Source organism: Streptomyces luteireticuli, from assembly GCF_041519305.1.
Lineage (GTDB): Bacteria > Actinomycetota > Actinomycetes > Streptomycetales > Streptomycetaceae > Streptomyces > Streptomyces luteireticuli.
Genome location: NZ_CP167927.1, coordinates 1,571,871 through 1,594,155 on the forward strand (window position 1 = coordinate 1,571,871; position 22,285 = coordinate 1,594,155).

The window sequence follows — 22,285 nt, forward strand, 5'->3', positions numbered from 1 at the left end:
CCGAGAGGAAACACGATCATGTCCGAAACCGCCCCCGCCGTCGTCGACCTGGAGGAACTCCGGCAGCTCCTGGCGGTCACCTTCGACCTGCCCGCCGCGGAGATCACCGACAAGGCCCACTTCGTGCAGGACCTGGGCATGGACTCGCTGATCACCCTGGAGATCGCGACCCGCCTGGAGGACCGCTACGCCATCGAGATGAGCGACGACGAGCTCAAGGCCATCAGCACGCTCCTGGACGTCCGCGACCTGCTCGAGCGCAAGCTCGCGGACGCATGACCGGGCCGGCCGCCCCCGCCGCCGGCGAGCGGCGGGTGGCCCTCGTGTCCGGCGGCTCCCGGGGCATCGGCCGCGCCGTCGTGTCCCGCCTGGCCGAGGACGGTTACGACGTGGCCTTCTGCTACCGGTCCGACTCCGCGGCCGCCGACGGGACGGTGAAGGCGGCGCGCGAGGCCGGAGCGCGGGTGTACGCCGCCGCCGTCGATGTCTCCGACCCCGGGCAGGCCCGCCGGTTCGCGGCGGACGCGGAGCGGGAACTCGGCACGGTGCACACGCTCGTCAGCGCCGCGGGCATCACCCGTGACCGGCCGCTGGCCTTCATGACCGACGAGGAATGGGACGCCGTCCTGACGACCAACCTCGACGGCACCTACGCGATGTGCCGGGCGGTGATCTCCCGGATGGTGCGCCGCAGGAACGGCTGTGTGATCACCCTGTCGTCCGTGGCGGGGGTGCACGGCAACGCCGGCCAGACCAACTACTCGGCCTCGAAGGCCGGAATCATCGGCTTCACCAGGGCCCTGGCCAAGGAGTGCGGTCCCTATGGAGTGCGCGCCAACGTCGTGGCCCCCGGCTTCATCGACACGGACATGACCGCGGTCCTGCCGCAGAAGACCAGGGAGCAGCTCAGGGGCCGCATTCCGCTGGGCCGGTTCGGGGAGGCGGAGGACGTCGCCCATCTGGTCTCCTTCCTCGCCTCGGACCGCGCCGCGTACATCACCGGGCAGGTTCTCGGGGTCGACGGCGGTCTGGTCGTCTGACCGGATCCGGCCGGCCGCGGTGCCGGAACGGGGGAGCCCTGTCGATCGCACGGTTCGCGAGCACACAGTCGACTCAACATGGAGCAGTGCAGCGATGCAGGAAACGATGGAAAACAGGACGGCCCTCGTCACCGGCGCGGCCGGCGGCATCGGTGCCGCCGTGGTCGCGGAGCTGTGCGGGCGGGGTGTGCGGGTCGCGGCCGTCGACCGCGACGCCACCGCGCTGGAGAAGCTCGTCGCCGAACTCGGCGGGAGCGGCGAGGGGGAGGGGGCCGTGGCCGTCTTCACCGCCGACATCACCGACGCCTCGGCCGTCGACGACGTGGTGGACGCCGTCGAACGGCGTCTGGGGCCGCTCGACTACCTCGTCAACGGGGCCGGCGTGCTGCGGGTCGGCGAGGTCGTCGGGTTCACCACGGAGGACTGGGCCGCGGTGTTCGCCGTGAACACCACCGGCGTCTTCCATGTGAGCCGGGCGGTCGCCGAACGGATGGTCGCCCGCCGCCACGGCGCCATCGTGACCGTCGGCTCCAACGCGGCGAACACCCCGCGCGCCCAGATGGCCGCCTACGCCGCGTCCAAGGCCGCCGCCGCCCAGTTCACCAAGTCCCTGGGCCTGGAGGTCGCCCGCCACGGGATCCGGTGCAACGTCGTCGCCCCCGGCTCCACCGACACCCCGATGCTCGCGTCCATGCTGGACGGCGACTCCGGTCGCGCGGCGACCGTCCGGGGGCGCCCGGAGGTGTTCAAGCTCGGCATCCCGCTCGGGAAGCTCGCGCGGCCCCAGGACGTGGCCGAGGCCGTCGCGTTCCTGCTGTCGGACGCGGCCTCGCACATCACCCTGCACGAACTCACGGTCGACGGCGGGGCGACCCTGGGCGCCTGACCGGCGCGCGCCCCGTCCCGCCCCCTCCCCCTGTGAAGGATCACCGAAGTCATGAGCGGAATACTCGACGGCAAGCGTCTCCTGATCACCGGCGTCCTCAGCAAGGACTCCCTCGCGTTCCATGTGGCCCGTCTCGCACAGCAGGAGGGCGCCGAGGTCGTCCTGACCGCCTACGGGCGGCGCAGCCTGGTCGAGTTGATCGCCAGGCGGCTGCCCCGGCCGGCGCCCGTCGTGGACCTCGACGTGACCGACCGGGAGCACCTGGACACCCTGGCCGACCGCGTCGCCGAGCACCTCGGCGACGATCCCGCACTCGACGGCGTGGTGCACTCCATCGCGTTCGCCCCGCAGGACGCCCTCGGCGGCAACTTCCTCAACACCGGCTGGGAGTCCGTGGCCGTCTCCCTGGAGATCTCCGCCTATTCGCTCAAGTCCCTCACCAAGGCGGTGCTCCCGTTGCTCTCCCGGCGCGGCGGTGCCGTCGTCGGCATGGACTTCGACGCCCAACTGGCCTGGCCCCACTACGACTGGATGGGGGTCAGCAAGGCCGCGCTGGAGGCCACGTCCCGCTATCTGGCCCGGGACCTGGGCCCCCGGGGCATCCGCTGCAACCTGGTCTCCGCGGGGCCGGTGCGCTCCACGGCGGCGAAGAACATCCCCGGGTTCAAGGAGCTCGCGGACGCCAGCGTGGGACGGGCGCCGCTCGGCTGGGACCTGGAGGACCCGGAGCCCGCGGCCCGCGGCGTCGTGGCGCTGCTGTCCGACTGGTTCCCCCGGACCACCGGCGAGATCGTGCACGTGGACGGGGGCGCGCACGCGGTGGGCGCGTGAGGTCGTTCCCGGGGCCGTTCCTCGGGCCGTTACCGGGGGCCGGTCTCACCTCCGCGGCGCCGCCACCCGCCACAGCGTCGACGGCCGGTCCTCGTCCCCCGGGTGCGACTCGAACGCGATCCACTTGCCGTCCGGCGACCAACTGGGCGCGCCGTCGTAGGACTTCGCGTCGCGGGTGACGCGCACCGGCGTGCCGCCCGTCGCCGGGATCACAAAGATCTGCGGCAGGTCCAGGCCGCCGGCCGTGGAGGAGAAGACGACGGACTTCCCGTCGGGGGACCAGCTCGGGTCGGTGTGCTCCCCCGCGACGCCCGTCAGCCGGCGCAGTCCGCGGCCGTCCGCGTCCATCACGTACAGCGCCCAGTCGCCGCCGCGTTCGCGCCGCTGGAGGACGAGGCGGTCGCCCTTCGGGGACCAGTTGGGCTGGCGGTTGTCGGTGTGGGTGGCGGGGCCGTCGAGGAGGCGGGTGCGATGCGTCCCGTCGCGGCGGACCTTCCAGATCGACCCCTCGCCGCCGCTGTCGCCGGAACGTTCCACGCTCTCCTGGAAGGCGATCCACTGCCCGTCGGGAGAGAAGCTGGGCTCCAGATAGCCGGTGTCGCCGTCGTGTTCGGTCACGCGCTCCGGCTTCGCGCCGGAGCCGGGCTTGAGGGTCCAGACCTCGTCGTGGCCGGCGCGGTCGGAGGTGAAGGTGAGCCCGGCGGAGGGGTGCCAGCTGGTGCCGGGGAGGTTCACGGCGGCCCGGTCGGACTCGTCCAGGACGGTACGGGGCTTCTCCCGCTCGGCGCCGCCCCGGAACGGGAGGGTCCGCAGGGCGGCCGCGCCCTCGTTGTAGCCGTCGTGGAAGACGGTGAAGAGGAGGGACCTGCCGTCCGGGGAGAAGGCCGGGTTCTGGGCACTGGCCTTTCCCCCTGGGCGGTGGAGGAGTTCCGCGCCGTCGGCACGGGTCGTCCCCCGCCGCGCGGTTGCGGATGGCGGGGCCGGGGTGCCGGAATCGTCCGGGCCGTCCGAGCCGGAGGAGCCGCACGCCGTCAGGGCGAGTGCGGCCAGCAGAAACGTCACGAGCAGGCGACTGCGCACCGGCCGACCCTAACCGAAGCAACTCGCCGGGAACAACGGCCACTTGAGACACATCCCGCACGGCACCGCATCACTCGATCCGGTGATTGCCGGGCCACCCTCGCTGACCCACCCTGGAAGTCACCGCACCGCACAGGGGGATCCGATGTCGAACGACCGGCCCGCGGCCCCGCCGCGCCCGTCTCCGCCCGCGCCCGAGCGCCCCGTCTGGCGCGCCCCCGCGTTCACCGACGTCGCACTCGGGGCCGAGGTCACCGCCTACGCCGCCGCCCGACGCTGACCGGACGGCGACCGGACGATGACCGAACCGGCCGCGGCCGGCGCCGAGGAGTTCGCCGCCGCGCTGCACGCGCACGCCGAGCGGTACTGGGACCGTCACCCGTTCCATCTGCGCCTGCACCGGGGCGAGTTGCCGCCCGACGAGGTGCGCCGCTGGATCGCCAACCGGTGGTACTACCAGAAGTGGCTGCCGCAGAAGGACGCCGCCGTCGTCGCCAACTGCCCGGTGCCCGGGATCCGCCGCCGCTGGCTCCAGCGGATCGCCTACCAGGACGGCACGGCGGAGGGCCGCGGCGGCAACGCCCAGTGGCTCGACCTCGCCGAGGCCGCCGGCCTCCCGCGCGCCGAGGTCCTCGACGAGCGGCATGTGCTGCCCGCCGTCCGCTTCGCCACCGACGCGTACGTCTCCTTCGCCCGCACCCGGCCGTGGACGGAGGCCGTCGCCGCCTCGCTCACCGAGCTGTTCTCCCCCGGCCTGATGCGCGAGCGGCACTCCGCGCTGCGCACCCACTACCCCTGGATCGACCCCGCCGGGCTCGGCTACTTCGCCGCCCGCCCCCGGGCGGCCACCGGCGACGCACGGCACGCGCTCGGCGTCGTCACCGCCTACTGCACCACGCACGCACAGCAGCGGGCCGCGCTCGACGCCCTGGCGTTCAAGTGCGACGTGCTGTGGAGCATGCTCGACGCCCTCGACCACGCGGGCGGGACGGAGGGGGGACGGGCATGACGGACACCGACGGGATCCGCTGGCGGCTGCGCGGCGGCGTCCGGCTGCGCCACGACGCGGTGCGGGACACCGGCGTCCTGCTGCACCCGGAGGGCGTCCTCCTGCTCAACGAGACGGCGGTCGCGGTGCTGCGGCTCTGCGACGGCGCGACGGACGTCGACCGGGTCACGGACGCGCTGTCGCGGACGTACGCCGACGTGGCGGCCGCCGACGTCCGCTCCTTCCTGGCGGCCCTGGCCGAGCGGCGGCTGATCGAGCCGGCGGCCCGGGAGGGCGGGGCCCCCGATGGATAGGCCCCTGGACAGGCCCCTCGGGCTGCTCGCCGAGCTCACCCACCGGTGCCCGCTGCACTGCCCGTACTGCTCCAACCCGGTCGCCCTCGTCGGCCGCCGCGCCGAGCTCCCCCTCGGCCACTGGCGCCGCGTCCTCGACGAGGCCCGGGAACTCGGCGTGCTCCAGGTCCACTTCTCGGGCGGCGAGCCGCTGCTCCGCCGCGATCTGGCGGAGCTCGTCGCCCACGCCCACGGCCTGGGCCTCTACACCAATCTGATCACCGGCGGCCAGGCGCTGTCGGAGCGGCGGCTGGACCTCCTGGTCGCGGCCGGCCTCGACCACGTACAGCTCAGCGTGCAGGACGCGGAGGCCGCGGGCGCCGACGCCGTCGCGGGACGCCCGGCGCACGAGCGGAAGCTGGCGGCCGCCGCCCGGGTGCGGGCGGCCGGGCTGCCGCTGACCCTCAACGCCGTGCTGCACCGCGCCACCATCGGACACGCCGCGGCGCTGATCGATCTCGCGGAGCGCCTCGGCGCCGGCCGGCTGGAGCTGGCCAACGCCCAGTTCTACGGCTGGGCGCTGCTCAACCGCCGCGCCCTGCTGCCCACCCGGGCCCAACTCGCCCGCGCCGAGGCCGTGGTGGCCGCCGCGCGCCGCCGCCTGGCCGGCCGGCTGGAGATCGCCTACGTCCCGGCCGACTACCACGAGGAGTGGCCGAAGCCCTGTATGCACGGCTGGGGAAGCCGCCAGCTGACGGTCGCGCCGGACGGCGACGTCCTGCCCTGCCCGGCGGCGGGCCGCATCCCCGGCCTGGGCATCGTCAACGTCCGCGACGCCCCGCTGGCCGAGATCTGGTTCCGCTCCCCGGCGTTCAACCGCTTCCGGGGCACGAGTTGGATGCGCGAGCCCTGCCGCGGCTGCCCGCGCCGGGAGATCGACCACGGAGGCTGCCGCTGCCAGGCGTTCGAGCTCACCGGCGACGCCGCCGCGACGGACCCCGTCTGCCGGCTCTCCCCGCACCACGCGCTGGTGACCGGGGCCGTACGGGACGCGGAGCACGCGCCGCTGCACATCGTCCGGAGGACACCGTGACCGACCCCCCGGGCCCGCCCCCGGTCACCACCCAGCACAACGACAACCGGCGCACCGGCGCCAACCTCCTGGAGACGGCGCTGAGTCCGGCCACCGTCGGCCCGCGCACCTTCGGCCTGCTCTTCAGCAGGCCCGTGGACGGGCAGGTGTACGCCCAGCCGTTGTACCTCCCCGGTCTCGAACTCCCCGGCCGGACCGTCAGGAACGTCGTCTACGTCGCCACCATGCACAACAGCGTCCACGCCTTCGACGCGGACGACCCCGCCGCACAGGCCCCGTTGTGGCGCGCCTCGCTGGGGCCGTCCGCCCCGCTGCCCGACCCCGACATCGGACCGCGGGGCTACGGGGACATCACGGCCGAGGTGGGCATCGTCAGCACTCCGGTGATCGACGCCGAGCGGCGCGTGATGTACGTCGTCGCCTTCACCAAGGAGTCCGACGGCCACCACCACACGCTGCACGCGCTGGACGTGCGCACGGGGCGGGAGGTGCTGGGCGGGCCGGTGCGGATCGCCGCCACCGTTCCGGGGACCGGTGACGGCAGCGTCGACGGCCGTCTCGTCTTCACCAGCCACCGGCAGCTGCAGCGCGCGGCGCTGACCCTGGCGAACGGCCGGGTGTACGTGGCCTTCGCCTCCTACGGCGACAAGTCGCCCTACCACGGCTGGGTGTTCGGCTACGACGCGACGACCCTGCGGCGCACCGGGGTGTACGTCACCACCCCCGGCACCGGACTGGGCGGCATCTGGCAGGCGGGCCAGGGCCCGGCCGTGGACGACGCCGGCGACCTGTACCTCATCACCGGCAACGGCGGCTTCCGCGAGGACGGTTCGGAGCTGGGCGACTGCATCGTCCGGCTCCGCCCGGACCTGACGGTCGCCGACTGGTTCTCGCCGTTCGACAACGCGGCGCTCGACGCGGCCGACCTCGACCTCGGTTCGGCCGGCCCCCTGCTCGTACCCGGCACCCGGCTCCTGCTGGGCGGGGGCAAGACGAGCAAGTTCTATCTGCTCGACACCCGCTCCCTGGGCCACTTCCACGCCGGGTCCGACAGCCAGATCGTGCAGAGCTTCCCGGTCGTGCCGCCGGACGGGAACCGGCACCACATCCACGGCGGGGCCGTGCACTGGACGTTCCCCGGCGGACCGTGGGTGTACGTGTGGCCGGAGAACGCCTTCCTGCGCGCCTACCGGTTCACCGGCGGGAAGCTGGTGACGACGCCGGCCTCGGTGAGCACCACCACGGACCCGACGGGCGTGCCCGGCGGTTCGCCCGGGATGCCGGGCGGCTTCCTGTCCGTCTCCGCGCACGGGTCCGATGCGGAGTCGGGTCTGCTGTGGGCCTGCCATCCCTGGAAGGCGGACGCCAACCAGGCCGTGGTGGAGGGCGTCGTCCGGGTCTACCGGGCGTCCGACCTCACCCAGGAGCTGTGGAACAGCAGGATGGAGGCGGCCCGGGACGACGTCGGGCTCTTCGCCAAGTTCGTCCCGCCGACGGTGGTGAACGGGAAGGTGTACGTGGCGACGTTCTCGGGGGCGTTGCGGGTGTACGGGCTGCTGGGGTGACTCACTGCCCGACGGGCAGGGGCGGCAGCGGTGCCGGCAGCCCGCCCGGGGCCACCTTGGGCACGTCCGTCAACATCTTGGTCAGAATGGCCAGCACCTGGGTGACGTCGGCCGTCACCGCGGCGACGTTCCCCGCGGCGAGGTCGCCGAGCAGCTTGGTGACGGCCTGGGTGAGCTGGTCGAGATCGGCCTTGACGTCGCCGGCGGCGTCCTTCTTCTTGTTCTTCGGATTGGCGGGCGTCTGCTGGGCCTCGGCCCGGGCGAAGCCGTGCAGCCGGGTGCCCTCGTCCGAGAGCTGGCGCTGCATGGTCTTCAGCTTCGCCAGGTCCGGCCTGGCGGCCCGGGCGTCCCTGACGATTCCGGTGGCCAGGGCCAGCGTGTTGCCCAGACTGCCGAGCAGGCCCAGCCGCGCGGTGACGTTCGGGGAGGGGGCGGCGACGGGTCTCGGCTTCGGCGCGGCGACCGGGTCCACGGCGAGGGCCGTGCCGGTCAGGCCGAGCGCGAGCGAGCCGCAGAGGGCGAGGGCGACGGTGGTGGACTGGTTCACGGGCATGCGGGCACTCCGTTCCTTCCGGTTCGTGCCCACCGTGTGCCGGGCGCGGCCGGGCCCGCAACCGCGGCACTTGGCCGAGTGGGTGCGGGTGCGGGGGTGCTGACGTGCGGTTTCCCTGACGGGTGGACGGATGTCGGCCGGGGCGGCCCCTGCGCCGAAAGGGTTCGCCCCGGGGGACAATCGTGTCGTGTCCAAGAAGACCGGGAGCATCACTCCCACCTCGCCCTGCCCCTGCGGCCTGCCCGCCTCGTACGCCGGCTGCTGCGGCGCCTTCCACACGGGTGCGTCCTCCGCCCCGACCGCCGAGCGCCTCATGCGCTCGCGCTACAGCGCCTTCGCGGTCGGCGACGTGCCGTACCTGCTGCGCACCTGGCACTCCTCCACGCGGCCCGCGGTGCTGGACCTGGATGACGGGGTCCGGTGGACGGGGCTGGAGATTCTGGCGACGTCGGGCGGGACGGCGTTCCACCAGGAGGGGACGGTGGAGTTCCGGGCGCACTGCCGGGTGGGGGGCCGGGAGGATTCCCAGCACGAGCTGAGCCGGTTTGTGCGGGAGGGGGGGCGGTGGGTGTACGTGGACGGGGTGTGATCCCGGGTCCAACCGAGGCCCGGCGCGCGGGCCCGCCCATCCGCCGGCGGGCCCGGACCGGCCACGTCCCACCGAACCGGACTCCCGTTCCGCACCCGCCGGACGCGGCCTCCGCGGGACGGACCCGTCAGCGGCCCGTGCCCGCGGACTTCCCCAGCAGCCACAGCAGATACGGCCCGCCGACCAGCGCCGTCACCGCCCCCACCGGGATCTCCAGCGGCGTGAGCACCGTACGCGCCGCGAGGTCGGCCACGACCACGACCACCGCTCCCGTCAATGCCGAGCAGAGCAACGGCAATTGTGGTGTGCGGGTGATCCGTCTGGCCAGTTGGGGGCTGGTGAGGGCGACGAAGCCGACCGGTCCCGCCGCACCGGTGGCGCTCGCCGCGAGGACCACTCCGAGGACGGTCAGGCCCAGGTGGACACGGCGGACGCGGACGCCGAGCGCGGCGGCCGTGTCCGCGTCGAGGCCCAGCGGCCGCAGCACACGGCTCGCCCACAGCAGGGCCGGCAGGCACAGCAGCAGCACACAGCCGAGCGGCCCCGCCTGCTCCCAGCCGCGCCCGTTGAGGCTGCCGGTCAGCCACAGCTTGAGCTGCTCGGCGGCTTCGAGATCGGAATCGGTGAGGTAGAGGTGCACGACGGCGGAGAGCGCGACGCCCATGCCCACCCCGGACAGCACGAACCGGCCCGGCTGCATTCCGTGCCGCCAGGCCAGCACGTACACGAGCCCCGCCGCGGCCAGCCCGCCCGCCACGGACACGGCGGGCAGCGCGCCGGGCGCGGCGACGGTCCCGGTGGTCAGGGCCAACACCGTTGCCGCCGCCGCGCCATGGCCGACGCCGATCACGTCCGGACTGGCGAGGGGGTTGCGCGTCACGCTCTGGACGAGGGCCCCGGCGGCCCCGAACGCGGCGCCCACCATGGCCCCGAGCACGATGCGCGGCAGGCGCAGCTCACCGACCACGAGCGCGTACGGGCCCGCGCCGCCGCGGACGACGTGCCAGACGTCGTACGGCGTCACCGCGGTCCGCCCGAGGCAGGCCGAGGCGAGCATGGCGGCCGCGAGGACCGCGAGCAGCACGCCGGCGACGGCCGCCGAACGGCGGTGCAGCAGAAGGGAGACGGGGCGGCGGCCGGGCAACGGGCGCAGCCGCAGGGCGGACAGACCCGCCGAGCGGGGATACGGGTACGCCGGTTCGGCGGTCACGCCGGGACCCCCTTGCGACGGACGAGCACGATCAGCACCGGCGCCCCGATCAGCGCCGTCATCACCCCGGCCGGTACCTCCGCCGGGGCCCGGACCACCCGCCCCACCACATCCGCCGCGAGCAGCAGCGCCGCGCCGAGCAGGGCGGAGAGCGGGAACACCTGCCGGTGGGCGCCGCCGACGAGGCGGCGGGCCAGGTGAGGTGCGGCGAGTCCGATGAACGCGACCGGGCCCGCGGCGGCGACCGCGGCCGCGGTGAGCACGGTCGCGCCGAGCGCCGCGCCGCCCCGGACGAGGGGCACCCGCTGGCCCAGCGCGCGGGCCGTCTCGTCGCCGAGGGCGAGCGTGTCCAGGCCCCGCGCGCACGCCAGGACCAGCAGCGCGCCCCCGATCAGAAACGGCAGCATCCGTACGACGGTCTGCGGGTCGCGTCCGCTCAGCGAACCCGCCTGCCAGAACCGGAACTGGTCCAGGGCCGCCGAACTCGACGTCAGGACAACGGTGGTGGCCCCGGTCGTCATCGCCGCGAACGCCGTCCCGGCGAGCGCCAGCTTGACGGGTGTGGCCCCGCCCCGGCCGCGCGAGGCGATCGCGTACACGACGCACGCCGCGAGGCAGGCCCCGGCGAAGGCGTACCAGACGTAGCCGTCGAAGCCGTTCGCCAGGCCGAAGGAGATGGCCAGCACCACCCCGGCCGCCGCGCCCTGGCTCAGCCCGAGGATCCCCGGATCGGCGAGCGGATTGCGGCTGACGGCCTGCAGCGCCGCTCCGGCGATCCCGAGGGCGGCCCCTGCCGCGAGACCGGTCTCCGTACGGGGGACGCGCAGGGAACGCACCACGAGCACGTCCGGATCCGCCGGACCCGCGCCGTGTGCAAGGGCGTCGAGGACGGCGGGGAGCGGCACGGGCCGGGTGCCGACGGCGAGGCTGAGGGCGGCGGCCGCCGTGGTGAGGGCGAGGGCGGCGGCGAACCAGCCGGTCCGGCGGGTCACTTGCCGAGGTTCCCGGCGAGCTCGCCGACGACCAGACGCGCGGCGGCCGGACCGGCGTTGAGGTACCACGGGTCGTCGTCGACGCGCACCGCGTGCCCGGACTTGACCGCCTTCATCGACTGCCACAGCGGCCCGGCGAGCACCTTCCCGGCGTCGGTCCTCGCCTCCTTGCCCTGCACCGAGTAGAAGATCCAGTCCCCGTCCGCACCGTCAACGCTCTCCGCCCCGATGTCCTGCGAAATCGCCGTGAACTGCTGGGACTTGGGCCGCGCGATTCCCATGTCGGCGGCGATGGAGCCGGTGAACGACGACACTCCGAACATCCGCGTGCGGTCGGGGGTGAAGCGCACCATGGACACCGTCATGCCGGCGCCCTTGGCCTCCTTGAGCCTCTTGCCGCGCGCCCTGGCGTCGCCGGTGACGTCGTCGAGAAGCTGCTGCGCCTGCTTCCCCTTACCGACGGCGGCGCCGACGAGCAGCAGGTCCCGCTTCCAGTTGATGCCCTGGCCCTTGGTGACGACGGTGGGCGCGATCTTCGACAACTTCGGATACAGCTCGCCCAGCGAGTCGTTGGCGAGGATCAGGTCCGGCTTGGCGGCGGCCAGGGACTCCAGGTCGGGCGCGGTCCGGGTCCCGACGTCGGTCATCCCGGCGAGCCGGTCCTTGTACCGCGGGAATGCGTCGCGCAGGTAGTCGGGCACGAGCCCGGCGTCCTTGGCCCTGGTGGAGACCGTGGGGACGAGCCCCAGGGACAGCAGGTCGTCGAGCTGCCCGGTGCTCAGTACGGCGATCCGCGCGGGCGCGGCGGCGAGCTTCGTCCTGCCCTTGTAGTGGGTGACCGTACGCGGGAACTGTCCGTCCTTCGCGGTGTCCGAGCCCAGCCCGTCGGCCAGCTTGTCCGGCGCGGTGGACGGTCCCGCGGACGCGCCCGCCACGAGGTTGCGGGAGCCCTGCTTGTTCTTCTCGTTCTTCGACGCGGCCTCGCCTTCCGCCGGGCCGGACGAACATCCGGCGAGCAGACCGCCGACGACGGACACGGCCAGGACGGCCTTCAAGCCCAACGCACCCACAGTACGCACAACAACCGCTCCGATCACTCACAAAGGTAAGCCTTACCTTAGTTGTTCTGTTTGTGAGTGTATGCACGGGGGTGGGGGGACGACGTCGCCCTCACCCGGCTACATGGAAGAGATCCTCGACGGCATGGGTGACACCCCCGGGCGCGAAGCGCCGACCCAACCGGCATCGGGAGCACGGCGCACGGGGCGTTCACGCTGCTTCCAGAACGGTTCGGGTACGGTAACGCGCCGTCTCCGACGACCGGACCGGGTTGCCGTTCATCCATGAGACGACCGTGTCCGGCATCGCCTCCAGGGCCCGCCGTTCCCCGGGGCCCACGCGCGGGAGGAGCCGTCCCCGGATCTGCGCCTCGGCCTCGTGGAACCGCGCGGTCTGCTCCGTGATGAGGGCGGCGACATACGCGGCAGCCTCCTGGGCCGAGCAACGTCGCTCGTACCGCGGCACGGACACGTAGTTGCACAGATCTCCCCGCTCCAGTTCCTTGGGCGCCGAGTAGAGGTCATTGGCCCAGGCGACGACGTTGTTGGCGCTCTCGCGCGCCGCCTGGACGGAAGGGTGGACGCAGAGCGTCTCCGGCACCGGGTGTCCCGACGCGGCCTCGCCGATGCCGAGGGAGACATGGACCGCGCTGGAGAGAAGCCGGTGCCGGCGGTAGTGCTCCTCCGCGAGCGGAGCCTTCCGGCGTTCACCAGGGCCTGGGTCCGGTAGGAGTTGGCGTATGCGGCCAGGTCACCGGCGAGGCGCCGGGTCCAGGCGGGCGGCATGCCCGCCGTGGTGCGTCGCCACAGCTCCTCCAGCGCCTTCCGGTACGGCTCCACGCACGGGTGCGGAGCCGGGCAAGCGGCCTGTCCGTGAACGGAGTTGAGGGTGTCCGCGACGAACACGGCGAAGTCCTGGTAGCGCCCTTCCGCCGTGTCGTCGAGGATGTCGTCGAAGGCGAAGAACCAGCATCCAGTCGGTGGCCGGCAGCAGTCCGTCCGGGGTGGCGTTCGGGTACGTCCAGGCGGCCGGCCGGTCCAGCAGGGCCGCGTCGAAGCGCTCGCCCTCGGGACCGTCGGCCACCAGGCCGGTGGCCCGCGTCGAGGGATGGAGCCGCGCGGTGCCGGGTGTGGCGAAGGGCGGCACGAGCAGGTCCACGGCTGCGCCCCCGGCTAGCCGGTGGAGAACATGCCGGCGCAGACCCCCAGCGAGTCACCGCTCTTCGCCGTGCCCGCGCCGAAGGTGGAGTTGAGGGTGGAGATGAGCTCCGGGGTGAAGTCCGCCCGGAGACCGGCCATGGTGACGGTGAGCGCGGGAACCGGCAGGAGCGACGTGATGGACGGCGAGAAGGTGGACGGCAGGCCGTACGAGTAGACGGGGATGCGGACACCGTCCGGGCTGGCAGGGCTCTTGACCAGGTAGGTGGTCGTCCCGGTCGGCAGGGGGCCCTGGGGGGCCGATGCCTCGACCTTCCTGCCCTGGGCGTCGGAGAAGGTGAATCCACCGGTCGCGTCGAGGGTGAGGGTGACGGCGGAGGCCAGCTTGGCCGGGTCGTCGATGACGTCGGTCGGGGTCGCGTCGAGATTGAGCGTTCCCGTGACATCGGTGTACGCGACACTCGGCCCGGTGGCGCCCTGCACCGGCGTCTGCGGTGTGAACGTGATGCCCGGCGCCTGCCAGGAGACGGAGCACTGGGCACTTCCGGACCCCACGGGGAGGGGCAGCGAGTCGACGGCGTACGCACTCGTGGCGAGCGCGGCCACGAACACGGCGGATATCCCGACTATGGTTCTGCGGCGCATGGAGAGGCACCTTTCGGGGTGCTTGCCTCCCCTCATGCTTCTTGCGAGCACCCCCGCCGGCCACCCCGGTACCGCTGTCCGGGGGAAGCATGCGCGGGCGGGCCTGGGCGGTCATCCGCCCCGGCCCGCCCAGGCCCCCATTGGGGGACCCATGTGCTCTTCGCGCGCGTCAGCGCACGCGCCCGTACCACACACTGTTCGTCCAGATCTTCTCCAGACGGACCTTCTTCCCGGTGCCCGGCGCATGCCAGATCTTGCCGCCACCCGCGTAGATACCCACGTGGTAGACGTTGCTGCCGGAGTGGAAGAAGACCAGATCACCCGTGGTGCGCGAGCCGCGCGAGATGTGACGGGTCGCGTTGTACTGGTCGGCCGCGACGCGCGGCAGCTTCTTGCCGGCGCCCTTCTTGAAGGAGTACTGCGTCAGGCCCGAGCAGTCGAAACGGTTGGGGCCGGTGCCGCCCCACTGGTACCAGGAGCCCTTCTTCGAGGCCGCGACCTTGACGGCCTTGGCGCCGGGCGACGTGGCCGCCTGGGCCTCGCCGGCCAGGCCGGGGAGGAGGACGGAGGCCGCGACGGTCGCGGCGGTGAGGGCCGATGCGGTACCGGCCCGGGAGATGAGCGCGGGTATTCGAGGCAGCGCAGACATGCCGATAAGCCCTTCGTCATCCGCCTGCGAAAGATGACCTGTCGGGTTCGGGCTGACAAAGTTGCCCGGCCACCAAGTGGCTTCACCCCTAGAACCACCGCCTTCGTGGTTCGTCCTGCCTGGGTCTCCCGCTCCTGCCGATCCGCGAAATCAGGTCCGCACCCGGAGCGGCGGCAGGACTCGGCGTCCGCCCGGGTCGCCCGCCTCTGTGACGGGGTCTTGGTTGTTCGGTGCATGATCCTGCACCATCCGCCACCGAAAACCGGTGCCGAAACGGTGTTCTGTGAGGTTCTTCACGCACCGTGCGGTGAACTTCCGTCACGTTACGTCCCGTTTCGGGACGCCACGTCAGCAGGCCCTGCGCCAGGAGTTCAGCCCCAGCTTCTTCTGCATGGAGGACAGCCCGAGTTCCTTCGCCTCGCCGCAGAACTCCCCGGGCGCCATCTCGTACTCGACATGGAAGACGGCCTTCCCCTTGTCCACGAAGGGCTTGAGCCGCTCGCACTCGCCGTACTGCGCGCACTGTTCGTTGACGGCGAAGTCGAAGTCCCGGACCAGCTCGGGTATCTGCTCCAGGTCGTTCTTGAGGCCGACGGCCATGCCCCGCTCATGGGCGAGGGAGGCGATCATCCGGTTGAACGCCAACTGGTGGGCGGCGGTGAGCGGAAAGCCCGTCTTGTTGCGGAACCCTTCGGTCAGATCGGGCTCGACCGCGTCGAACCCCTTCTTCCGGCACATGTCGAAACGTTCCGCCATGATGGGCCGCAGGACGTCCAGGCGCCGGATGTCGAGCCACTTCTCCCCCTTCCACCCCTCGTTCTTCGCGCCCAGCACGGACGCCGGGAACTTCCCCTGGTCCGGACGCCAGTCCTCGTACGCCCCGACGTTGATGTAGCAGATCACCTTGCGCTTCTTCGCGTGCAGCTTCGCCACGGTCGCCGCGTCGTTCTCGAAGCCGTCGATGTCGTAGACGGGAACGTCGACGGAGGTGTCCACGGCGCCGTCGAGCTGCCACTGCCAGCGGGTGCCGGGCTTGGGCTGCCAGCGCGTGCCGGGGCGCGGATGCGCGGAGGGCGGCGAACTCGGCGCGTTCGAGGCGTCGTCGGACGCGTCGTCGGAAGGGGATGTCGTCACCGAACAGCCCGTCGCGACCAGCAGCGCGGCCGTCGCCAGGACTCCGCCCCGAAGCCATCTCACGGTGCGGTCTGCCATGGATTCTCTCCGTTCCCCGGAACGGCGCAGTGCACCGCGGCACCGCGTCTTCCGGCCGTGCGGGCCACCAGTCCGGCCCACTCCTGGGGCACACCGTAGACCAAGTGACAGAAGCGCGAGGGGAGATGGTCGGCCGTCCAGCCGGGCACCCGCGCGGTGCGGTACGCCTCCCAGGGCCCCTCGAAGGTGACGAGCAGGTCGGCGACCTCGGCGTACCCGGGATCCGGGTGGGTGCCGGGGTTGAGCACGACGGTCCGCGCGCCCAACGCGCGGGAAAACAGGGCGAGTCGGCGGTAGTGCGGCAGCAGCGCCGCCTCCACGGCGACCCGGTCGCAGAAGACGCCGTCGACCTCGTACCAGCGCCGGTGCCGGCGCAGGTCGGCGACGGCCGCGCGCAGGGGGCGGCGGCCGTAGGCGGTGTCGACGTACCCCAGCACGGGCACGCCCGCCGCGCGCAGCCGCACCGCGGCGGCCCGGAAGGACGGGTCGGGGAACTGCCCCGGCCCGTCCGCCGCGTTGAGCACCACGCCCCGCAGGGCGGGCGCGGCCCGTACGAGCCGTTCCCATGGGCCCGGTTCGGCGCCGGGGTGCACGTACAGGGGGACGAGCAGCGACGGCTCCGTCACCGCGCGGCCCACAGATCGGCGAGCGTGGTGCCGAAGGCGTAGGACGGCTTCCAGCCCAGCACCCGCCCCGCGGCCGTGATGTCGGCCTGCTGCCAGGGCAGCGCGGCCGAGCGCGGCGACCCGGCGCCGTCCTCGGCGATCCGGCCGTGGAACCCGGCGGCTCCCGCCAGCCCCTCGGCGACCTCGCGGGCCGTACGGGCCGTGCCGCTGCTGATGTTGAGGACCCCGGTGACCGGCTCGGGCGCGGTGACGGCGAGGACGACCGCCCGTGCCACGTCCCGCGCGTCGACGAAGTCGCGGTGCGCGGAGAGGTCACCGGTGCGCACGGTGCCCTCGGGCCCGGCGTCCGCGATGCCCCGCACCAGCCGCCCGGCGAGGGAGCCGTCCGGCGCCCCGGGGCCCAGCGGGTTGAACACCCGCAGGACGAGCGCGTCGAGGCCGGAGCCGGTGACCGCCAGCGTCCCGGCCAGCTTGGTGGCCCCGTAGAGGCCGAGCGGCGCGGCCGGGTCGGTCTCGGCAAGGGAGTGCGGCGCGGCCGCCGGCCCGTACTCCGCGGCCGAGCCGAGGTGCACCAGCCGGGCGCCGGGCACCGCCGCGCGCAGCGCCTCGCAGAGCACCGCCGGGCCGCGGGCGTTGACGGCGGCGAGGACGGCGGGACTGCCGGCGGTGGCGCCCGCGCAGTTGACGACGGCGTCCGGGGCCGCCGTGCGCAGCGCCCCGGCCAGCCGCTCCGGGTCGGCGGTGGCCAGGTCGCAGGGGACGGCGCTGCCGGGCGTCCGGCCGCCGTCGAGCACCCGCGCGCCGGGGAGGGCGCGCAGCTGCCCGGCGGCGTGCCGGCCCAGGAAGCCGGTGGCGCCCAGGAGGAGGATGCGCATGCGGGCCGGTCACGCTCCCTTGATCAGCAGGTCGCGGCGGTGGGAGAACTCCGCGTTGGCGCGGTCGTAGTCGTCGGGGCGTCCTATGTCGAGCCAGTATCCGCCGAACTCATAGGCGTTGGGCGGGGTTCCGGCGGCGAGCAGGTCGAGGACGAGCTCGTCGAAGCCGAGCGGGAGCCCGGGGGTGTAGCGGGCGAGCGCGTCGCGGGTGACGCCGTAGACGCCCATGGAGACGCGGTAGTCCATGCTGGGCTTCTCGGTGAAGCCGGTGACGCGGCCGGCCTCGGTGGTCAGGACCCCGAAGTCGATGCTGACCTGACGGGGGTAGGTGGCGATGGTCAGCGGGGCGCCGGAGCCGCGGTGGGAGCGCAGGACGTCGGCGAAGTCGAGGTCGGTGAGCACGTCCCCGTTCATCACCAGGAAGGTCTCCGGCAGCCGGTCGGCCATGGTGAGCAGCGGGCCCATGGTGCCGAGCGGGCTCTCCTCGGTGGTGTAGTCGACCTCGAGGCCCCACTGGGAGCCGTCGCCGACGTAGGCGCGGATGATGTGGCCGAGGTGGCCGATGGCCAGGGTGCAGCTGGTGAATCCGGCGCCGGCCAGCTGGCGCATCACGATCTCCAGGATGGCGTGCTGGTCGCCGATGGGCACGAGGGGCTTGGGCAGGGCGGTGGTGTAGGGGCGCAGCCGGATGCCCTTTCCTCCGGCGAGGATGACTGCGTGCATGGGACGTTCCTCTCTTCGGAACGATCTGCGGGTCGGATGGCGCGCGACGGATCGGATGGCGCGACGGATCGGGTGGCGCAGCGGATCGGGTGGCGCAGCGGATCGGACGTGCGGCGGATCGGACGTGCGGCGGGTCAGACGTTGTAGATGCCGGTCTTGTAGCGGGCGAGGTTGGCCGGGTCGCGGAAGAAGGCGACGGTGGCCGCGAGTCCTTCCTCCAGGGTGTGGGCGGGCGCCCAGCCGGTGGCGGCGCGCAGCCGGGAGGCGTCGCAGACCAGGCGCATGACCTCGGAGGCCGCGGGGCGGACACGGTCGGTGTCGGAGCGGATCTCCAGCTCGGCGCCCATGAGCTTGCCGATGACGGTCACCAGGTCGCCGACCGAAATCTCCTGCCCCGTGCCGGAGTTGAAGGTGCGGCCGACGACGCGTTCGGCGGGTGCGGTGCCCACGGCGCGGAAGGCGGCCACCGTGTCCTTGACATAGCTGAAGTCACGGGTGGGGCGGAGGTCGCCGAGGGTGATGGTGCGTTCCCCGGCGGCGACCTGTCCGATGACGGTGGGGATGACGGCGCGCATGGACTGGCGGGGGCCGAAGGTGTTGAAGGGCCGCAGGGTGACGACGGGCAGGCCGAAGCTGGCGTGGTAGCTGTCGGCGAGGCGGTCGCCGCCGGCCTTCGAAGCCGCGTACGGGGACTGGGTGTTGATGGGGTGGTCCTCGCCGATCGGCACGGTCTGCGCGGTGCCGTAGGTCTCGCTGGTGGAGGTGTGGACGAGGCGCGGGATGCCCAGGTGGCGTACGGCTTCGAGGATGTTGAGGGTGCCGGTGACGTTGGTCTCCACATAGCTGTGCGGGGCCCGGTACGAGTAGGGGATCGCGATCAGGGCGGCCAGATGGTAGACGGTCCCGGCGCCCTTGACGAGGTCCTGGACGGAGCCGGGGTCGCGGACGTCGCCGAGGACGATCTCGACGGAGTCGAGCACATCCGCCGGGAGGGTCTCCAGCCATCCGTAGGAGGAGAAGGAGTTGTACTGGACCATGGCGCGGACCCGGTGGCCGTCGGCGACGAGGGCCTCGGTCAGGTGCGAGCCGATGAACCCCTCGGCGCCGGTGACGGCGACGGTCGTGGTGGCGGGCATGCGGGATCTCCTTGGACGTACGGGATGTACGGGACGTGCGCGGGGTGTGCGGGGTGCGCGGGGTGTGCGGGCGGACAACGGGAGCGGGACGTACGGTGGGCGCCGGATCAGCGGTGCGCGGTGATCCGGCCGAGGAGCGCGGTGGCGGCGGCCACCAGGGCCGCCGTCGTCCCGGCGCAGACGGTGAGCTGGACGGCGGCCGGCGAGGGGAGCCGTACGGCGAGCGCCGCCGCCTCCGCCGCACCGGCCACAAGACACAGGAGCGCGGGCGGCCACGCGACGCCGTACGCCTGGAGCAGCAGGCCGGTCCACAGCACGGCGCCGAGGGCCAGCAGGCCCGCGGTGTGCAGGACCGTGGGCATCGCCCCGCCCGGCCAGACCGCGTCGGCGGCCAGCGCCAGGACGGCGAGCGCGGCGAGGTAGGCGGCCAGACAGCCGCCCAGGACGCGGGCGATGCCGGCGAGCAGTCCGGCGGTCGTGGCGGTATGGCCGAGGGCCTTGAGGGCCCGGCTGCGGAAGCGGTAGAGCAGCCACTCGGCGGCGCCCATGCTCAGGGTGAGCGCGATGACGGCGGGTCCGGCGGGCGCGGCGTCGGCGCCGTGCCGCAGGACGTCGCCGAGGGCGGCGACCGCCGTCAGGACCCCGCAGCCCAGGCCGAACAGGCCGTAGGGCAGCGAGGCGAGCGGCGACAGGTCCGGCGCGCCCGCGGCGGACTTCTCGCGCCAGGCCAGGACGCACTGGTACGAGGCCGTCGCGAGCACCCCGGCGAGCGTGGCCAGCAGCAGCCCGGCGGCCAGGGCCCGCGGCGGATCGGTGACGAGGGCGGCCCCTCCCCCGGCGGCGACGGGCAACAGCGTGTACAGGAGCAGCCGTTCGCGGCCGAGCACCAACAGCACGGTGGCCGCCGAGAGGTAGAGCGCCTGCCCGACGGCGAACGCGACCGCCCCCGCGGGCCCGCCGCACACCACCGCCGCGGCGGTGGCCAGCAGCCCGCCCAGCGGGGCGCCGGTGCGCAGGCAGCGCCCGGCGGCGGCCCGCCCGCCGGACGCCAGGCGCAGATAGGCCCGGTGGGCGAGGCCCTGGTTCCAGGCCCAGGCGGTCAGCGCGGCGGCGACGAGGGCGGCGGTGCCCTGCGGCAGCCCGGCGGGGCCGCGGCCGCCGGACATCAGGGGCGCGCCCAGGGCGTAGCCGAGGCCGGGCAGGGTGAAGACCAGCGAACGCAGCAGCACCAGACCGGGTTTGACCCGCCAGGGGTCGGGGGCGGGCGGGGGTTCGGGATACCCGCGCGGGACCCGGTCGTAGAGCGCGGCGGCGAGCTCGAAGGAGTCACGGAGTCCGTAACGCCCCGCTATCTGCTCACTGGTGAGGCCGTCGGCCTCCAGGACGGCGGCGATCTCGTCGGGGTGGACGGCCGCCGCGCACACCTCGGCGAGCTCGCGGGCGAGCTCGCCGACGGCGGCGGCGTTCCCCGGCGGCCGGGCGGCGGGCAGCTCGTGGACGGCTTCGGGGTCGGGCGGCACCAGCCGCAGCGGGCCGCTCATCCGGCACCGCCCGCGGCCAGGGCCATCGCGGGCATCTCCCGCACGGATATGGGCGCTTCGGCGGCGCGCCGGGTGCCGGCCAGGTCGTGGTAGATCTCCCGGAAGGCGCTGATGGTCTGCCGCAGGGTGAACTGTTCGATGACCCGCAGCCGCGCCTTCTCCCCCATGTCGGCGCGGAGCCGGTCGTCCTTCAGCAGCTTCAGGGCGGCGTCGGCCATGCTCCGCGGGTCGCGGGGCGGTACGACGAGCCCGGTGTCGCCGACGGCCTCTCTGACGCCGCCGACGTCGGTGGAGACGGTGGCACGGCCGCAGGACATGGCCTCGATGAGGGTGAAGGGGAAGCCCTCGCTGATGCTGGAGAGCATCACCACATTGCCGGCGGCGTAGGCGTCGCGGATGTCCTCGACGCGTCCCTCGAAGGTGACGGCGTCGGCCGCGCCCAGTTCGGCGGCCAGGTTCTCGCAGGCGGTCCGGTAGCCCTCGCCGCCGCGCGGGGTGCCGCCGAAGAGCCGCAGGCGCGCCTCGGGTATCTCCTCGCGGACCAGGGCGAAGGCGCGGATGAGCGTCTCCAGCCCCTTGATGGGGTCGACGCGCCCGGCCCAGCTGAGGGTCGGCACGCCGGGCTCCGGCCCGGCGGGCGGGAAGGCGGCGGGGTCGACGCCGTTGTAGACGGTGCGGATGCGGTCGGGCGGGGTGCCGCCGTGCTCCTCCCAGCGCCGGTTGTAGCGGTTGCCGGGGGTGACGAGGGCGGCCACCCGGTAGGTCTCCTCGGCGAGGAGCCGGAAGAGGCCCAGCATCAGGGCCTTGACGGGCCAGCGGTAGGGCTCGGTGCGGAAGCCCAGGTAGCGCTCGCGCAGATAGATGCCGTGCTCGGTGAGGAGCAGCGGGGTGCCGTGCCGGTGGTGGGCGAGCAGTCCCGGGACGGCGGCCAGGCCCCCGCTGACCGCGTGGGTGATGCCCTCGGCGGGGGCGTTCGCGGCGAGCGGGCGCAGGGCGTGTTCGAGCAGGTCGGTGGCGGTCAGGGCGTCGCGCAGGGTGGGGCGGGACCCGGCCGTGGCCAGCGAGGGCCGCTTCCACAGCCGGGCCAGGGTGCGCACGGCGGCCTCGCCGCGCAGGGCGGGGATCAGGGTGCCCTCGGCGGCGTGGTCGGCGAGCCGGTAGAAGGTGCGGGCGAAGTCGTGCTCGTGCCGCGGGTCGAGGAGGGCGAGCAGGAACTGTTCGTAGCAGGTCAGGAAGGCGCGCAGGTGACGGCCGCGGGGTGCGCGGCCGGCCGGGGCGGGGCCCCACAGCGGGAGGGTGTCCACGCCCTTGACATGGTGCGGGAGTTGCCAGGCGAGCTCTTCCCGGCCGGTGCCGGTGACGGCGATGATCCGGAAGCTGATGTCGGGCATGCCCTGCACCAGTTGGTCGCACCAGACGCTCACCCCGCCGTGGCTGTGGGGGTAGGTCCCCTCGGTGAGCAGGGTCACCGATGGGGCGTCCGCCGCGGGTGCGGCAAGGGGTCCGTGCATGGAGACTCGGTTTCTTCGTGGGAGACGGTGT

At 73.6% G+C, this 22,285-nt stretch carries 25 protein-coding genes, 1 pseudogene and 1 riboswitch; of the genes and pseudogenes, 10 read left to right on the top strand and 16 right to left on the bottom strand.

Annotated features, from left to right (window positions below):
• Positions 1–18 precede the first annotated feature (18 nt).
• The 4 genes from AB8735_RS06255 (at position 19) to fabI (ending at position 2,757) form a co-directional block, all read left to right on the top strand.
• Positions 19–279, top strand: a complete 261-nt coding sequence (locus AB8735_RS06255) for a phosphopantetheine-binding protein (RefSeq protein WP_344022661.1) — start codon at positions 19–21, stop codon at positions 277–279.
• Positions 276–1,040 (top strand): 3-oxoacyl-[acyl-carrier-protein] reductase, encoded by a 765-nt coding sequence (gene fabG, locus AB8735_RS06260; RefSeq protein ID WP_372405901.1) that lies wholly within the window; start codon positions 276–278, stop codon positions 1,038–1,040. The genes AB8735_RS06255 and fabG overlap by 4 nt, the downstream gene beginning before the upstream one ends.
• Before the next feature lie 106 nt (positions 1,041–1,146).
• Positions 1,147–1,926, top strand: a complete 780-nt coding sequence (locus AB8735_RS06265; protein WP_372405902.1) for a 2,3-dihydro-2,3-dihydroxybenzoate dehydrogenase — start codon at positions 1,147–1,149, stop codon at positions 1,924–1,926.
• Positions 1,927–1,977: 51 nt separating this feature from the next.
• Complete coding sequence (gene fabI, locus AB8735_RS06270; RefSeq protein ID WP_344022655.1) at positions 1,978–2,757, top strand: enoyl-ACP reductase FabI; 780 nt, start codon at positions 1,978–1,980, stop codon at positions 2,755–2,757.
• A 45-nt stretch (positions 2,758–2,802) separates the two neighbouring features.
• Here the strand turns inward: fabI and AB8735_RS06275 are convergent, their stop codons facing one another.
• Entirely contained in the window at positions 2,803–3,837 is a 1,035-nt protein-coding gene (locus AB8735_RS06275; RefSeq protein WP_372405905.1) for a TolB family protein, read from the bottom strand.
• 145 nt (positions 3,838–3,982) lie between these two features.
• On the opposite strand from AB8735_RS06275, the gene pqqA reads away from it, so the two are divergent.
• Genes pqqA through AB8735_RS06300 form a run of 5 tightly spaced genes read left to right on the top strand, consistent with a single transcriptional unit; the run spans position 3,983 to position 7,776 of the window.
• A complete protein-coding gene (gene pqqA / locus AB8735_RS06280; protein ID WP_372405906.1) occupies positions 3,983–4,117 on the top strand; it encodes a pyrroloquinoline quinone precursor peptide PqqA in 135 nt (44 codons plus the stop codon).
• 18 nt (positions 4,118–4,135) lie between these two features.
• Positions 4,136–4,846, top strand: coding sequence for a pyrroloquinoline-quinone synthase PqqC (gene pqqC / locus AB8735_RS06285; protein WP_344022649.1), 711 nt, complete (start codon positions 4,136–4,138; stop codon positions 4,844–4,846).
• Complete coding sequence (gene pqqD / locus AB8735_RS06290; RefSeq protein ID WP_344022647.1) at positions 4,843–5,139, top strand: pyrroloquinoline quinone biosynthesis peptide chaperone PqqD; 297 nt, start codon at positions 4,843–4,845, stop codon at positions 5,137–5,139. The genes pqqC and pqqD overlap by 4 nt, the downstream gene beginning before the upstream one ends.
• Entirely contained in the window at positions 5,132–6,211 is a 1,080-nt protein-coding gene (gene pqqE / locus AB8735_RS06295; protein WP_372405909.1) for a pyrroloquinoline quinone biosynthesis protein PqqE, read from the top strand. The genes pqqD and pqqE overlap by 8 nt, the downstream gene beginning before the upstream one ends.
• Positions 6,208–7,776 carry a hypothetical protein gene (locus AB8735_RS06300; protein WP_372405910.1) on the top strand — a complete coding sequence of 523 codons (1,569 nt, stop codon included), beginning with the start codon at positions 6,208–6,210 and terminating at the stop codon, positions 7,774–7,776. The genes pqqE and AB8735_RS06300 overlap by 4 nt, the downstream gene beginning before the upstream one ends.
• Before the next feature lies 1 nt (position 7,777).
• Here the strand turns inward: AB8735_RS06300 and AB8735_RS06305 are convergent, their stop codons facing one another.
• Positions 7,778–8,329: a hypothetical protein gene (locus AB8735_RS06305; protein ID WP_372405911.1), complete on the bottom strand. Its 552-nt coding sequence runs from the start codon at positions 8,327–8,329 to the stop codon at positions 7,778–7,780.
• Positions 8,330–8,516: 187 nt separating this feature from the next.
• On the opposite strand from AB8735_RS06305, the gene AB8735_RS06310 reads away from it, so the two are divergent.
• Entirely contained in the window at positions 8,517–8,918 is a 402-nt protein-coding gene (locus AB8735_RS06310; RefSeq protein WP_344022639.1) for a YchJ family protein, read from the top strand.
• A 127-nt stretch (positions 8,919–9,045) separates the two neighbouring features.
• Here AB8735_RS06310 and AB8735_RS06315 read toward each other — a convergent pair whose 3' ends face one another.
• The 14 genes and pseudogenes from AB8735_RS06315 to pelF form a co-directional block, all read right to left on the bottom strand.
• Complete coding sequence (locus AB8735_RS06315) at positions 9,046–10,128, bottom strand: FecCD family ABC transporter permease (RefSeq protein WP_372405912.1); 1,083 nt, start codon at positions 10,126–10,128, stop codon at positions 9,046–9,048.
• Positions 10,125–11,120: an iron ABC transporter permease gene (locus AB8735_RS06320; protein WP_344022637.1), complete on the bottom strand. Its 996-nt coding sequence runs from the start codon at positions 11,118–11,120 to the stop codon at positions 10,125–10,127. The genes AB8735_RS06315 and AB8735_RS06320 overlap by 4 nt, the downstream gene beginning before the upstream one ends.
• Entirely contained in the window at positions 11,117–12,190 is a 1,074-nt protein-coding gene (locus AB8735_RS06325) for an iron-siderophore ABC transporter substrate-binding protein (RefSeq protein WP_344023081.1), read from the bottom strand. Before AB8735_RS06325 ends, AB8735_RS06320 begins: the two co-directional genes overlap by 4 nt.
• Positions 12,191–12,389: 199 nt before the next feature.
• The gene (locus tag AB8735_RS06330; RefSeq protein ID WP_344023079.1) at positions 12,390–12,920 is read right to left on the bottom strand and encodes a terpene synthase family protein; all 531 of its coding nucleotides are present in this window, start codon (positions 12,918–12,920) and stop codon (positions 12,390–12,392) included.
• Positions 12,905–13,288 (bottom strand): annotated as a pseudogene (locus tag AB8735_RS06335) (terpene synthase family protein); the annotation flags it as partial. The gene AB8735_RS06330 and the pseudogene AB8735_RS06335, both read right to left, overlap by 16 nt.
• Positions 13,289–13,351: 63 nt before the next feature.
• Positions 13,352–13,981 carry a hypothetical protein gene (locus AB8735_RS06340; RefSeq protein WP_372405914.1) on the bottom strand — a complete coding sequence of 210 codons (630 nt, stop codon included), beginning with the start codon at positions 13,979–13,981 and terminating at the stop codon, positions 13,352–13,354.
• Positions 13,982–14,150: 169 nt separating this feature from the next.
• Positions 14,151–14,630: a C40 family peptidase gene (locus AB8735_RS06345; RefSeq protein WP_344022633.1), complete on the bottom strand. Its 480-nt coding sequence runs from the start codon at positions 14,628–14,630 to the stop codon at positions 14,151–14,153.
• A gap of 5 nt (positions 14,631–14,635) precedes the next feature.
• Positions 14,636–14,787: riboswitch (cyclic di-AMP (ydaO/yuaA leader) on the bottom strand.
• A 191-nt stretch (positions 14,788–14,978) separates the two neighbouring features.
• Positions 14,979–15,842, bottom strand: coding sequence for an endo alpha-1,4 polygalactosaminidase (locus AB8735_RS06350; protein WP_372405917.1), 864 nt, complete (start codon positions 15,840–15,842; stop codon positions 14,979–14,981).
• Positions 15,824–16,468, bottom strand: a complete 645-nt coding sequence (locus AB8735_RS06355; protein ID WP_344022629.1) for a spherulation-specific family 4 protein — start codon at positions 16,466–16,468, stop codon at positions 15,824–15,826. Before AB8735_RS06355 ends, AB8735_RS06350 begins: the two co-directional genes overlap by 19 nt.
• Positions 16,465–17,343 (bottom strand): NAD-dependent epimerase/dehydratase family protein, encoded by an 879-nt coding sequence (locus tag AB8735_RS06360; protein WP_372405918.1) that lies wholly within the window; start codon positions 17,341–17,343, stop codon positions 16,465–16,467. Before AB8735_RS06360 ends, AB8735_RS06355 begins: the two co-directional genes overlap by 4 nt.
• Positions 17,344–17,352: 9 nt before the next feature.
• Positions 17,353–18,066, bottom strand: a complete 714-nt coding sequence (locus AB8735_RS06365) for a sugar phosphate nucleotidyltransferase (RefSeq protein WP_344022625.1) — start codon at positions 18,064–18,066, stop codon at positions 17,353–17,355.
• A 134-nt stretch (positions 18,067–18,200) separates the two neighbouring features.
• Entirely contained in the window at positions 18,201–19,202 is a 1,002-nt protein-coding gene (locus AB8735_RS06370; protein ID WP_344022623.1) for an SDR family NAD(P)-dependent oxidoreductase, read from the bottom strand.
• A gap of 107 nt (positions 19,203–19,309) precedes the next feature.
• Positions 19,310–20,743, bottom strand: a complete 1,434-nt coding sequence (locus AB8735_RS06375; protein ID WP_372405920.1) for a hypothetical protein — start codon at positions 20,741–20,743, stop codon at positions 19,310–19,312.
• On the bottom strand, positions 20,740–22,254 hold the full coding sequence (gene pelF / locus AB8735_RS06380) for a GT4 family glycosyltransferase PelF (RefSeq protein ID WP_372405922.1): 1,515 nt from the start codon (positions 22,252–22,254) through the stop codon (positions 20,740–20,742). The genes AB8735_RS06375 and pelF overlap by 4 nt, the downstream gene beginning before the upstream one ends.
• Between the last annotated feature and the right edge of the window lie 31 nt (positions 22,255–22,285).